Source organism: Caulifigura coniformis (genome assembly GCF_007745175.1).
Taxonomy (GTDB): Bacteria; Planctomycetota; Planctomycetia; order Planctomycetales; family Planctomycetaceae; genus Caulifigura; species Caulifigura coniformis.
On sequence record NZ_CP036271.1, the window covers coordinates 2,967,998 to 2,981,283 of the forward strand.

Below are 13,286 nucleotides of genomic sequence, written 5' to 3' on the forward strand. Positions count from 1 at the left end.
ACGCGATCACTGGCTATGCCTGAGGCTTCCGATCGCGATTCGCTCTGGCGTCGGCCTTCTCTTTGTCCAGGTCGATCGTGAAATCGTTCGGACCGGGCTTGGCGACGTCGCGTTTGATCACGCTGGCCGTGTTGAAGACGCCCGGGATCAGCTCGGCGCCGGCCTCTCCATCCGACTTGGTGACTTTCACGGTGCTCATCCCGGGGACCGCACCCTCCGTTTTGCCGCGATACATCAGGGTGAACTTGCCGCTGGCGTCGGTCATGCCGCTCGACATCCCGCCGGATTCTGGCACGAAGTAGACGAGCGCATTCTCAAGTGGTTTGCCATCCATCGTGACTGTCCCGGTCACTTCAACGAGTTCCGGGCCGGTTTCGGCCGATCCGCATCCCGCCAACAGGGCGAGCGCCACGGCGGAGATCAATCGACATTTTGCAATCTGCATAAGACGCCTCATGGAGTACAGAACTCGGATGATCGCTGCGCGTGACGGACAGCCGTGTGTGCCGGCCAGCCTGTCTCCCGCGCAATGACAACGAACCGCTCTGGCAACGCCTGGCGGCCAGTTTGAGTCGACGTTGGAATCGATCGGAGCCTGAAGTGGAGAAATCGTCGGCCCGCGCCGTCTGCGTCGACTCCCTGTGATGCTGAATCACCGCGTCTGCTCCAGTCGCATCGCCGACTGGAGCAGACGCCGAAGTTTGCCTGATCAGAACTCGCCGAGAATCTCGCCGTTGCTGATCGAGACGGCGCCGTTCACGATGTCCTGCGAGATGTTCTCGCTCATGAACTTGACCGTGCCGTCGCCCATCACGAGCTGCACGCCGCCGGTGTGAACGCTCGAAACGGTCCAGGCGTACGGGTACTTGTCAGTCCCCCGGATGCCGTTGATTCCGTCCAGGCTGGGCACGAGATACATCGTGTGGGTATAGGCATTCCAGTAAGGCCCATAGCTCAAGCTCTGCTTCCGAAGCACAGTTTCGGCCATCAGCATGGTGTTGCTGGTGCCGTCCTTGATGTCGCCGATCCGTGCGGCTCCGTTATGCCACCAGATCCCCCGCCGCGGAGCGGTCGCCTGCCGCCATGACAGGCCCGGCGAACCGAACGGCGCGCCCGTCCCGGTGCCAAGCGTCTGTTGCTCATAGGCATGAGCGGGGAAACCGTAGCTCGTCCGATGCAGGTTGACGCCATGATACACGCCGGCCGCACCGTTTTTCGGCGAGTCAGTGATGGTGTCGCTCGGACAATACATGAACGACAGCATCACGTTCTGCACCGTCTCGTTGGTGTTGGGCGTGACGGGCGTTCCCACAGTCCGGGTGCACGAGGTGCTGTGTTGTGCATTGCCCGACGGGAGATTGAAGTTGATCTGGTTGTAAAGCGGGGCCTGCTCCAGGAAGGGCAGAATCATCTGGTAGCCCGTGTGATTGTAAACCTGCGACGTCGTCGGGATCAGCGTGTCGCAGAAGGCGGCTCCGGGATTCACCGTCGCCGGCGGAAACACCAGGTGCACATCGTGGTAGTTGTGCAGCGCCAGCCCGAACTGCTTCAGGTTGTTCTTGCACTGCGTCCGGCGGGCAGCCTCACGGGCCTGCTGGACTGCGGGAAGAAGAAGGGCAATCAGGATCGCGATGATCGCAATCACGACGAGAAGCTCAATCAGCGTAAAGCCAGAACGTTTCGCGCGTAACATTTCCAACTCCCGGAAAAGGAAGAGATAAGGAACGAACTGTTCAGCGAAAATTCAGCCATCTGACAGATGGCCGGTTGACTGCGACGAATGCGCAATGACGTGTTAACTTCTAAACTAACTGCGTGAAATTCGTGCGGCTATGAAAGAAAACACAAAAGGATTGCGTTTTCTGATAGAGATTGAGTTTTCTGGTAGAGACGGCCCGGTCCTGCAGATGACGAAACTGCGACCGGCGAACTGGTCCGCATACAGGTGGTCGTTCATGCAGATGATCGTTGCCGATCACGGGCCCCGTCCTGGCTGTACAATTTTACGCCGACTCGCCCGCGAATCCAGCCCCGATTGCCGCTTCCCACGCGCACCCGGCCCGCTTCATTTCCCGAACTGACTGGCCCCCAATGGACCGGGGAGACGGGCATCCGTCACGGACGGCCCGTCTCCCCGGTCTGTCATTCCATGTCCCGTGAAGCGGGACATGCCATCAAACGGTCAGCCGCGAGATCAGAACTCGCCAACAACCTCGCCGTTCTTGATCGACGCCAGCGCGTTGATCGTGCCGATATCGATGTTCTGGCTGAGGAATCGGACGGCGCCGTCTCCCAGCAGGATGTGGGCTCCACCCGTGTGATCGCTGCCGGCGTTCCAGGCGTACACATACGGCTGGGGCGGAGTCGTCGGGTGCGGAACGTTGATCCCCTTCCGCGGCTGGATGAACATCGCATGCGTGTACTGGTTCCAGAACGGTCCATATGCAAGGCTCTGCTTCCGGATCGGCGTCTCGATCAGCATCATCGTGTTGCTCGTTCCGTCCTGGATCTCGCCGATCTTCGCGGCTCCGTTGTGCCACCAGGCCGACTTGTTCGCAGCCGCCAGAGCGCGGTAGCTGACGCCGAAGCCGGTTCCCTGTTCGTCGCCGACGGCGACCAGGCCATAGCTCGTGCGATGAGCCCGGTTGCGGCAGTACGGGCCAGGGTTCGTGTCGGTGCTTGGCGTGTCGTTGGGGCTGCCCGAGGGACACATGAATCCGGCGATCACCGCGTCCAGCGCCGTCAGGTTGGGCCAGGTCGTGCCGGCCGTCGCCCCGCAACCTGTCGCGTGCTTGGCATTGCCGGACGGCACGTTGAAGTTGATCTGGTTGTACAGCGGGGCCTGCTCGATGTACGGCAGGATGAACTGGTAGGCCGTATGGTTCAGGATCTGACGGTTGGGAGCGATCAGGATCCCGTCACAGTTGGCTGCACCCGGGCTGATGTTGGCAGCCGGGAACACGTTCACCGTGTCGTGGTAGTTGTGCAATGCCAGCCCGAACTGCTTCAGGTTGTTTTTGCACTGCGTCCGGCGGGCGGCCTCACGGGCCTGCTGGACAGCGGGAAGAAGAAGAGCAATCAGGATCGCGATGATCGCGATCACGACCAGCAACTCGATCAACGTAAAGCCTCGACGAAAACTACGTAGCATTGCCGCTCCTGAACCGACGAAATGAGAAACGAATCGTTGCTGTAGTGCCTGTCCGACAGAGGGACGGCAGGCCCTTGACGCGAACGCGCATAGAAGCGGAGCCAGAGTACAGGCGGCGATTTTTTTCGCCATGAAAGAAAGAGCAAAGTGGCTGTTTTTTCTGGTGCCTGCGAAATCGGGCCGTCGCGGGCGTCCTGCTCTTCGATCTGCGCGTCCTGAAATCCCGGCAATCAGCGGGTTTCACCTATGCCTTTTGGGGCGCTTCACGCGGGCCGGGAATCAGATTCTGACCGGCAGGCGCCTCCCGAAATGCCGTTGTCGGAAGATTCCAGGCGTTGGAACTCTGTGATTTCGCGAAGCCAGACGCGGTCTGACCGCAGCATCCAGCGCGCGACCTGGCTATGAACGGGCCACAACCAGCGTCCCGTCATCAGCAGCGGCTGCCCCAGTCGCAGCAGCCCGGTTTCCAGGAGGGAGCCTGCTCGTCCTTTGCGAAACGCAATCGGCTCCCAGAAATAATCTCCCCCGAGTGGAGAAAATCCCGCGCGGCGATACAGCCCCAGATCGCCGGAATACCTGCGGTTCGCCGCCAGGTGGGTCGGCCGGAAAGGTTCCGTGCAGAAGAACGGGGCGGAAACGATCAACACCCCGTCCGGCCTCAGCCGGCGGTGGAATTCGGAGAGCATGTCCGGCGGCGAGGGAACGTGCTCAAGCACGTCGAGACACACGATCGCGTCGAACGGATCCACCGGCAGGTCGCCGTCGCCGGAGGCCTGCCGGACGGTCACGCCATTCTGGCGAAACACCCCGGCGGCGAATCGGCGGCCTCGGTCAGAGGGTTCGAGCGACGTCACGCTCAGTCCCATCGCAGCCAGACCGGCGCTGTCGAAGCCCAGCCCGTCGCCATAGACGAGAACCCGGCTCCCCGGAGCCAGCGAACGACGGAGGAAGTCCCCCATCCACTGCCGGATCGACTGCTTCAGCCGGCTGCGGTTCCAGACAACGGTTTCGTAGGCGAACGCCGTCGAATCGCGGTAGAACTCGAGAAGGCGATCCGACCAGACGTAGGGCTCCAGCTTGAAGTCTTCCGCTTCGCGTCGCACGTTGATTCCGCTACAGCGGATCTCGTCAACGAGCCGGCTGAGAACCATCTGCCTCGAATCCCCGGTGCAATCCGCCAGTGCGGTCACCAGATCGCCGGCCGAAGTCAGGGGACGGGGAAGTCGCAATAGAGTTTGCTGTTCCTTCAGCATGTCGCGCGATTCGCAGTGACGCCCGGAAACGATTGGGAAACTCAATCTGCCAGCGCTCGTGTCATCCCACCGTTTCGGTGGAGGCGGCTTCGGCCCTTGGCGAAACACCCGGGCCATTCGCCCGCGTCAGGAAGCCGGGACGTCGCAGCAGCCGCCCGGTCAGGCCGCGACGTTCCCTTCCGGAAGGCCTCTCGATCGTGGCGACGATCTTGCCGTCCGTCAGCTGGTATTCGACGCCCCGCCACAAGTGAGATCGGGTGCTGGCAGCGGCGATCGTGGCTGCCGGATAAATGGCCGAGGTAAACAGCAGCGCCGGCAGCGCCATCAGCACTCGCTGCCGGCTGACGGGAACATCGAGGGCTTCGATTTCCGGGAAGGTGCGTCGCAGCTCGCGGTCGTAGACGCTCGTGAGAATCAAGAGCGTCAGGCCGTAGATGCACAGGCCAAGATAGCCCAGCGCCATCGCCATCGGGCCGGCGACAAAGAGCGCCGGCAGGAACAGCGCAAAGGCGACAGCCAGGACAACGGCATGCAGGAAGATCGGACGCCACCTCGGGTGGTCCAGGCGCACGCAGAGCATCTGGCGGACCAGGAAGTTCCAGTATCCGCGGATCGTGGTGGTCTCGGAGTTGACGACGTAGGTCGTGCCGAGCACTTCGTAGGGCCTGCCCGTTCGGGTCAGGTAGGCGGCAATCACCGCGTCGTCGGCAAATCCGTGCTCGAAGGCCTCCCGGAACCCGCTTTCGTCGACGATCGACCGCCGCATGGCGAGACTGCCCGCCCAGAGGATGCGGTGCTGCTGCTGCGTCGGAATCGCGAGCGCGTTCCAGTAATGCCGGCTCAGAGAGGCGACGTCGCAACCGGGGGGCGAGAACCAGCGGTTCGCCGAGACGGCCGCGAGCCGGGAATCGTCCAGCCCACTCACCAGCTCTTTCAGCCACGTCCGATGAACGACGGCATCGCCATCGCACAACACGACGATCTCGACTTCCGGCCGGAGCGTTGAGAACGCGCTCAGCTGGTTGCTCAGCTTGCGGGTGCAGGTCCGGCCCTGGTGGCTCCGGACCTGCAGGTCCATCACCTCGCGGCCGTAGACCTCCTCGGCGGCGGAGGCCTGTTGCCAGGCCGGGTCCTCAAGCGAATCGACGACGACAGTGACCTGGTAGTCGGGATAGTCCTGCGCGGCGAGTCGTTCCAGGCAGCGCTCAAGGAAGGGGTCGGTCCCCTTGAGCGAAAGAATCACCTGGACGCACGGCCAGCGACTTTCCGTCGGACGAACAGCGCGCTCTCGAATCTTCCGAATGCAGGGCAGCACCTGGAGGATCACGGCAACCGTGAGCACGCAGAAGACCGCCAGTGTCAGCAACCCGCCCCAGATCATCATGATCCATTCCTTGCACGTCGCGAATTCTTCGCAGGCCGGATTATTGCGATCGACCAGTGATTTGTCGCCTGAGGAAGCATCGATCCCGGTCGGAGAATCCCTGTTTCCGCCTGCTCGACGCGGTGTTGCCAAACGGCAACATGTTCGGGGACTGGCGCGCGGAAAGACGGTCGCCGATTATGCTGTCTGCGGCCAACTCGCTTCTCCTGCCAGCCACCCGAATGTTTCGCATCCGACGCATCTACGACGACCTCGTTCCGGTGAACCAGAACGCGATCCTTGAATGCCAGCGAATCCTGCAGTCGCATTTTTCCGGGGTGACGGACGCCACCGTCGAGCTGCTGATCGAGAAGCTCCGAAATCCGTTTCGTCAGAAGTTTCGTTCGATCCTGTACGTCGCTGAGCGGGGGCATGGAACGGTGCAGGGCTTCGCGTTCGCGATGCACGATCCGGAGCTGAAGTTCTGCTATCTCGACTACCTGGCCACCGACGCGAGCATCCGTGGCCGCGGAATCGGCGCGGCGCTGTACGAACGCGTGCGGGATGAGACACGGTACCTCGGCGGCCTGCAGCTCTATTTTGAATGCCTGCCCGATTCGCCGGCCGCATGTCGCGACCCGGTCGTCCGCGCGCAGAACGAAGCCCGGCTCCGGTTTTATGAACGCTACGGCGCCCGACCCGTCATCAACACGGCGTATGAAACGCCCTTCAATCCGGCGGAGAACGACAATGTTCCTCACCTCATGGTCGATCGCCTCGACCTCGAGGCGCCGCTGACGAAGGACCGCGTCCGTCTCATCGTCCGCGCGATCCTTGATCGCAAGTACGGAAGCCGCTGTCCGCCCGGGTATGTCGACAAGGTGGTCGCGTCGTTCCAGGAAGATCCGGTCCAGCTCCGCCCCTTCCGCTGGAAGAAGCCATCGCGGCCAGCGGGGGCGCTTCGTCCCGACCGGCCGGATCGCCGGATCCCGGTCGTCATCAACGACCAGCACGATATCCACCACATCCGCGAACGGGGCTATGTCGAGGCCCCCGTGCGGATTGCCGTCATTCGCCAGGCATTGGAAGAAGCCGGCCTGATCGAGGTCCGCCGGGCACGCTCGTATCCGACGTCGAAGATCACGGCCGTTCACGACCGCGACTACGTGTCGTACCTGGAAAAGGCCTGCGAAAACGCACCGCCGGGCAAGTCGGTCTATCCCTACGTGTTTCCGGTCCGAAACGTCGCGCGGCCACCGCGCGAACTTTCGATTCGAGCCGGCTATTACTGCATCGACACCTTCACGCCGATTCATCGCAACGCCTATCGCGCCGCGCGGGGCGGCGCCGAATGCGCGCTCACCGCAGCCGATGAAGTCCTCCATGGGCAGCGGCTGGCGTATGCTCTTGTCCGGCCGCCGGGACACCACGCCGAACGGAAATTTTTTGGCGGCTTCTGCTACTTCAACAACGCCGCCATCGCGGCCGAGCATCTCAGTCGATCGGGGAAGGTCGCGATTCTCGATATCGACTACCACCACGGTAACGGGCAGCAGGAGATCTTCCTGTCGCGTGCCGACGTGCTCACGGTGTCACTCCACGCAGATCCGCGGATCGCCTACCCGTTCTTCTCCGGTTTTGCCGACGAGCGGGGGATCGGGCCCGGCGAAGGCTTCAACCTGAACGTCCCGCTACCGGACGGAGTGACGGGAACCGACTACCGCCGCGAACTCGCCCGGGCGCTTGCAGTGATCGCCCGTTTCAAGCCGATGTTCCTCGTTGTCTCGCTCGGGTTCGATGTCGTGAAAGGCGATCCGACAGGCACCTGGCTGCTCACCGCAGACGATCTGGAGAAGAACGCACGGATGATCGGCGAACTCGACGTCCCCACGCTGGTGGTGCAGGAAGGTGGCTATCGCACACGCACGCTTGGCATCAACGCGAGGCGATTCTTTACGGGGCTCGTCGAGTCCACGATTCGCCGTTAAGCCGCACTTCGGACCGCCATGCTGCTTGTCTTGATGACCATGGGTGTGGCATCTTGACACGGCTGCTCTGCGGCCATGTTTCACTTTCAGGGATTCTGCATCATGGACTGTCTGCGTGCGCGCGGTTCGAAACGGTGGGGCTCGCTCCTGCCGATGGTGGCGATGGCGATTGTCCTCGCAGGTTCCACATCGCCCGTGATCGCGGCCGATCTGCATGTCGGGAAGGCCCGCCGAAACATCACCCCGGATGGCCCGATTCCCCTGTCGGGCCAGATGCACACGCGAATCTCGAAAGCCGTGGAAAGCCCGGTCTACGCCGAGGCGATCGCGCTGGAAAGCCGCGACGGACAGACATCCGTCGACCAGGCGATCATGATCGCCTGCGACCTCGTCGCGATTCGTGAAGGGATTATTGACGACGTTCGAAGCAAACTGAAAGACCGGCTGCCCGGCTTCGACGTGAGCAAGCTCGTCATCAGCGCGACGCACACCCACACCGCTCCCGAAGTTCGTGATGAAGCCTACGATCTTCCGCCGGACGGCATCGTCCGGCCGTCGCAGTATCGGGTCTCCTTGGTCGACCGGTTGGCCGAAGTCGCGGCGGAAGCGTGGGACGGCCGGAAGCCTGGATTTGTCGGCTGGGGGCTGGGGCACGCCGTCGTCGCCCACAATCGTCGCGCCCTCTACAAATTTGGCGAGGCCAAAATGTATGGGGCGACCAATACGCCCAACTTCCGCGGCATCGAAGGCTATGAAGATCATGGCGTCGAAGTGCTCTGCTTCTGGAACTCCGATCGCCAGCTGATCGCCACGGCGATCAACGTCGCCTGTCCGGCGCAGGAAGTCGAAAGCCGCTCCGCCGTGAACGCCGACTTCTGGCACCAGGTCCGCACGGCTCTGCGGAAGGAACACGGCGACGATCTGTGCATCCTCGGCTGGATTGGAGCGGCCGGCGACCAGTCTCCCCACCTCATGTTCCGCAAGGCGGCTGAAGAGCGGATGCGGAAGCTGCGTGGCCTGGATCCGCTCGAGGAGATTGCCCGTCGGGTCGTCGACGCCTGGCAGGAGGCTTACGACGGCGCGAAGCAGGAAATGCACGGCGACGCCCCGCTCATGCATCGCGTCTCCATGATCGATCTTCCGGTCCGGCAGGTGACCGAAGCGGAGCGCGCCGCAGCGCAGAAGGAGGTTGAGGCGCTGTCGAAAGACCCGAAGAACCTGACCCGCATGCGGTGGAACAAGGCCGTCCTCGATCGCTACGAAAGTCAGACCCCCGAGACGACTTACCCGATGGAGCTGCACGTCCTGCGGTTGGGCGATGTCGCCATCGCCACCAACTCGTTCGAACTGTTCACCGACTATGGCATCCAGATGAAGTCCCGCAGCCCGGCCCTGCAGACGTTCGTTATCCAGCTGGCGGGGCCTGGATCCTATCTCCCCAGCCAGAGGGCCGTTCTCGGCGGCAGCTACAGCGCGGTGATCCAGAGCAACAAAGTCGGGCCGGAAGGGGGCCAGACTCTTGTGGACGAGACAGTCTCGGGGATCGAAAAACTGTGGGAGAAGAAGTGACGTGAGGTGACGACGGGAGTCGCGGGAATGGACGCTCGCGACCGGTTCGGGCCCTCGCAGAACAGTTGCATGCCATTTTCCCTGACGAAGATCGCGTCGTCGGACCTTGAAAGCACGTATTTCGGCGAAGAAGCCTCTTCCGGAAGCAGTTTGACTGGCCGGAGCCGAACCGTGAGCTACCCTTCTCTTCCGGGCCAGGAACATCATGTCGCTGAAGTCGGGAGCACAGCCTTCCGACCGAGAGGTGGGCGTTGCGTTTGTTGTCTTCTGTCGGTCCAGGCGAGCAGTCGCGAGCTGGACGCATCCTGTTTTCGACCCCCTCAAGCCGTGCAGGCCTTGTGGCTGGTGTCGTTTTTGCGGCGTCGTTGTTCGGGATTCTGACGCGCCCGGTCGGTTTTCTGGCCGCATTCTGGCCGGCCAATGCGGTGCTCCTGGGGCTGATGGTCCGCTATCCGCAACTGGCCACCCCGTCCGGCTGGCTTGCCGCGACGGCCGGCTATCTCGCCGCCGACCTCGTCACCGGCGGAGGACTGCTGATGACCATCTGGCTGACCGCGGGGAACCTGGCCGGCGCCATGACCGGGGTGTTCCTGTTCAGTCGATTGAACGCCGAACACCGGCATCTGCGACGCCCGCTGTCGATGCTGTACCTGTTTGCAATCTGCGCGGCCACCGGAGTCGCCGCAGCCGCCGTCGGCGGAGGCGCCGGACCCGTCCTGATCGGAAAACCTTGGTGGACGAGCTGTGCCTTCTGGTTCGCCACCGAACTCGTCAACGGCATTCTGCTCCTGCCGGTGATCCTGACGGTTCCTCGTCCGGGCGACATTCGTTCCTGGAAAGGCCAACTCTTCAACCAGTTCCGCACAGATGGCGCCGCCGCGCTCCCCGTCCTGACTCTCCTTGCCTCGATGGTCTGCAGCCTGCTGTTGGGAGGCCCCGGAGCGATCATGTTCTCCGTTCCGGCGCTGCTGTGGTGTGCGCTGAGCTACGACATCTTCACAACCGCCTGCCTGACGCTCCTGTATTGCTCATGGATGCTCGTTGCCGTCTCAATGGGGGCGCTCGTCATCCATCCCAATGCCGATTACATCGATCAAACGATGTCGATCCGGCTGGGCATCTCCCTACTGGCGCTCGGGCCGCTCACTGCGGCGGGCATCAACTCCGTCAAAGAGGAACTGCTTCGCAGCCTCAATCACGCGGTCAGCTACGACTTCCTCACCAAGGCCCTCGCCCGTCGGGCGTTCATGGAGAAGGGCGGGGCATTGGTCCGCCAGCGCTCGTCGCGGCCGCGCCGCCTCGCCGTGTTGATGATGGACATCGACCACTTCAAACGGGTGAACGATCACTACGGACACGCCGCGGGCGACCAGGTGCTCGTCTCTTTCGTCTCCATGGTCGCCAGTGTCCTGCGTGAGGACGACCTGTTCGGCCGTCTGGGAGGAGAAGAGTTTGCGGTCGTGCTGCCGAATATCGATCCGGTCGACGCCGCTGCGATCGCCGAGCGATTGCGGGCGAAGGTTGAGACGACGCCCGTTGCATTGAAAGAGGGAGAGGAACTTCGCATTACCGTCAGCGTGGGACTCGTGTATCCCCCCGAGTCGTCGTCGTTGACGCTCGATCGGCTTCTGACGGAAGCAGACGCGGCCCTCTACCGTTCCAAGCAGGCTGGCCGAAACAGGGTGACGACCGCGCAGGCGCACGATTCCCGATTCGATCGGGATCTGAGTTCCTAGAACATCTTCAATGTTGGTATTCCGGCTTCCGCAGGCGTGAGTGGACCAACGCGAATCGACCACCGTTCCATCGCCTGCACAGGAGCCATGAAAATGGCCTGGAGTCTGGACGCAGCGGCCGGGCCGTCTCCGGGAGGATGCCAGTAACGGGCGTCAGGCCGGTACTCTGTTTTCGTGAACGCATTTCTGACATGGGTGATCGAACGACTTCGAAGAGACTACCGGGCGTTGACCGGGGCATCGGCGCGCCGTCGTCGATCACGCCAGCACCTGCAGCGCGGCATGCGACACATGCTGAAGGATCAGTACTTCGAAGCGGCGGTCGAATATCGCGCGGCCGTCAATGAAGATTCCACGGACGTCTATGCGGTGGTGAATCGCGGGTTGGCATGGCTGCATCTCCAGGACTTCGAGATGGCCCAGGCCGACTTTGAAGCCGCGATGAAACTCGATCCCAGGAACTGGTTCACTTTTCTCGGACGCGGATTTGTTCACGAAAAGCGGAATCACTTCGAACAGGCCCGAGCCGATTACCAGGAAGCTCACAGACTGCTGGGGGACGCCAATCACCCGCAGCGGGAGGAGATTCTCTCGGGATTGATTCGCTGTTCGATTGCTCTGGGGGATGCGTCCGGGGGGCTGACGGTTGCTGATGAGTTTCTTCGGGATTTTCCCGAGGGCCCGGCCGGCTATTCGATTCGGGGGCAGGCGCGGGTCGGGCTTTGTCTGTTCGAGGATGCCATCGCAGACTTTTCCGAAGCGATGCAGCGGGGACTGAGATCGTCCTATCTCCTGCGATACCGGGCTCACGCCTATGAGCGAATTGGAAACGTCTCGTGTGCCATCGCGGACTTGAAGGAGGCCGCACTGCTTGAGCCCGGGGATTTCGAGCTGCAGGCCTATCTCGGTTTCTCTTTGACTCAGGGCGGCCAGTGGACTGAGGCACGCTCCCATTTCGAGCGGCTCCTCGCCGAGCATCCAGATGACCCGCTGATCATGAACAATCTGGCCTGGATGCTGGCAACCTGTCCGGACGCCGCATTCCGGGATGGGCCGCTTGCTGTCCGCCTTGCAACGAAAGCCTGTGAACTGAGCCAGGGAACCGTCGCCCACTATGTCGGAACGCTGGGGGCGGCCTTTGCGGAGGTGGGTGAATTCGACCGCGCCGTCGAGTGCTCAATGAGAGCGCTCTCGAAGTTCGAGGGAACCGAACGCCAGGAGTGTCAGCGAATTCTGGAACACTATCAGTCCCGCAAGCCGTACCGCGACGTGCTGTCGAAATCACGACGCGCCCCTTAGCAACACCGGGCGAAACGAACTCCGGGCGAAGAGATCTTGCTTCCTGTTTCTCTGATTTCTTGTGACAAGTCTGCGCCCGACCGCGGCGCCTTTCCCTTGTCACCGTGATTTCCTCAAGATGAAATATTGGCGGCATGGTCGCCCGGAACGGATGATCGCTCCGCACGAACGGGATCGCCCGGACTTCGCTGACCGCCTGGACGGTAGTCGGCGTCGGTCTAGAGTCGCATGTAGAACGGCCGCTAGGGGCATTCGGCAGGCCGCTTCGCATGGCTGAGGTGCCGGTCCTGCGAACCTGTTGGCGGGATCGATCGTCCCAAGGCCTGGAAATCGGTCGACCCCGTCAATGTCCACCTCTGCCCGCTTAAGGAGGTGGAGCAGGGGGCGAATCGCCAACCAGCCTTATTCTTCTCAATGGAGCGGACAAGATGACCAGGACCATTCTCACGCTGGCATTGGGAGCATCGGTCGGAATCGGAGGGATGTTGTTCGCCAATCAGCACGGCCACGACGGGGAGTCGGTGCGCGTGATTTCCAGCCAGGACATTGCCGAGAAGCTGGATGGGAAGGACGCAGGTGCCACGATCGTGGAAGTGACGATTGAGGCCGGCCAGTCCGGAGTCGCGCATCGCCATCCCGGACCGGGCTTCGTCTACGTTCTCGAAGGGGAGTACGAACTGGGAATCGATGACCAGCCGACGAAGCGCTACAAGGCCGGCGAGACGTTCTACGAGCCGACCGGATGCCTGCACCGCGTCTCGAAGAATCCGGCCGCAAAAGGACGGACGCGGTTGATCGCCGTGGTCCTTCATCCACGAGGAGAAAAAGAGATCGCAGTCCCCGAAAAGAAACACTGATCGAACGACGCTCGCCGCCTTTCCATGGAAACCGTGTGCCACGGCTCTGTGAGCCGTGACCGATCCAAAC

At 62.3% G+C, this 13,286-nt stretch carries 10 protein-coding genes; 5 read left to right on the plus strand and 5 right to left on the minus strand.

Annotated elements, in window-relative coordinates; translation table 11 throughout:
* Positions 1–13 precede the first annotated feature (13 nt).
* The 5 genes from Pan44_RS11715 to Pan44_RS11735 form a co-directional block, all read right to left on the minus strand.
* A complete protein-coding gene (locus tag Pan44_RS11715) occupies positions 14–445 on the minus strand; it encodes a transthyretin-like family protein (RefSeq protein WP_145030230.1) in 432 nt (143 codons plus the stop codon).
* Positions 446–709: 264 nt separating this feature from the next.
* A complete protein-coding gene (locus tag Pan44_RS11720) occupies positions 710–1,693 on the minus strand; it encodes a DUF1559 domain-containing protein (RefSeq protein ID WP_145030231.1) in 984 nt (327 codons plus the stop codon).
* Between the two features lie 501 nt (positions 1,694–2,194).
* Positions 2,195–3,151, minus strand: coding sequence for a DUF1559 domain-containing protein (locus tag Pan44_RS11725; RefSeq protein ID WP_145030232.1), 957 nt, complete (start codon positions 3,149–3,151; stop codon positions 2,195–2,197).
* 263 nt (positions 3,152–3,414) lie between these two features.
* The gene (locus Pan44_RS11730; RefSeq protein WP_197454034.1) at positions 3,415–4,404 is read right to left on the minus strand and encodes a class I SAM-dependent methyltransferase; all 990 of its coding nucleotides are present in this window, start codon (positions 4,402–4,404) and stop codon (positions 3,415–3,417) included.
* Between the two features lie 61 nt (positions 4,405–4,465).
* Positions 4,466–5,788 carry a glycosyltransferase gene (locus tag Pan44_RS11735; RefSeq protein WP_145030234.1) on the minus strand — a complete coding sequence of 441 codons (1,323 nt, stop codon included), beginning with the start codon at positions 5,786–5,788 and terminating at the stop codon, positions 4,466–4,468.
* Between the two features lie 221 nt (positions 5,789–6,009).
* Between Pan44_RS11735 and Pan44_RS11740 the strand changes: the two genes are divergently transcribed.
* The 5 genes from Pan44_RS11740 (at position 6,010) to Pan44_RS11760 (ending at position 13,216) form a co-directional block, all read left to right on the plus strand.
* Positions 6,010–7,755, plus strand: a complete 1,746-nt coding sequence (locus tag Pan44_RS11740; RefSeq protein WP_145030235.1) for a GNAT family N-acetyltransferase — start codon at positions 6,010–6,012, stop codon at positions 7,753–7,755.
* Positions 7,756–7,857: 102 nt separating this feature from the next.
* Positions 7,858–9,324: a hypothetical protein gene (locus Pan44_RS11745; protein WP_145030236.1), complete on the plus strand. Its 1,467-nt coding sequence runs from the start codon at positions 7,858–7,860 to the stop codon at positions 9,322–9,324.
* A 338-nt stretch (positions 9,325–9,662) separates the two neighbouring features.
* Positions 9,663–11,060, plus strand: a complete 1,398-nt coding sequence (locus tag Pan44_RS11750) for a sensor domain-containing diguanylate cyclase (protein WP_197454035.1) — start codon at positions 9,663–9,665, stop codon at positions 11,058–11,060.
* A gap of 174 nt (positions 11,061–11,234) precedes the next feature.
* Positions 11,235–12,359 carry a tetratricopeptide repeat protein gene (locus tag Pan44_RS11755; protein WP_145030237.1) on the plus strand — a complete coding sequence of 375 codons (1,125 nt, stop codon included), beginning with the start codon at positions 11,235–11,237 and terminating at the stop codon, positions 12,357–12,359.
* A 428-nt stretch (positions 12,360–12,787) separates the two neighbouring features.
* Positions 12,788–13,216, plus strand: coding sequence for a cupin domain-containing protein (locus Pan44_RS11760; protein ID WP_145030238.1), 429 nt, complete (start codon positions 12,788–12,790; stop codon positions 13,214–13,216).
* The last annotated feature ends 70 nt before the right edge of the window (positions 13,217–13,286 follow it).

Coding starts and splice junctions, on each gene's coding strand:
- Pan44_RS11730 (WP_197454034.1), bottom strand. CDS start 4,404: ATGCTGAAGGAACAGCAAACTCTATTGCGACTTCCCCGTCCCCTGACT.
- Pan44_RS11720 (WP_145030231.1), bottom strand. CDS start 1,693: ATGTTACGCGCGAAACGTTCTGGCTTTACGCTGATTGAGCTTCTCGTC.
- Pan44_RS11725 (WP_145030232.1), bottom strand. CDS start 3,151: ATGCTACGTAGTTTTCGTCGAGGCTTTACGTTGATCGAGTTGCTGGTC.
- Pan44_RS11740 (WP_145030235.1), top strand. CDS start 6,010: ATGTTTCGCATCCGACGCATCTACGACGACCTCGTTCCGGTGAACCAG.
- Pan44_RS11715 (WP_145030230.1), bottom strand. CDS start 445: ATGCAGATTGCAAAATGTCGATTGATCTCCGCCGTGGCGCTCGCCCTG.
- Pan44_RS11760 (WP_145030238.1), top strand. CDS start 12,788: ATGACCAGGACCATTCTCACGCTGGCATTGGGAGCATCGGTCGGAATC.
- Pan44_RS11745 (WP_145030236.1), top strand. CDS start 7,858: ATGGACTGTCTGCGTGCGCGCGGTTCGAAACGGTGGGGCTCGCTCCTG.
- Pan44_RS11735 (WP_145030234.1), bottom strand. CDS start 5,788: ATGATGATCTGGGGCGGGTTGCTGACACTGGCGGTCTTCTGCGTGCTC.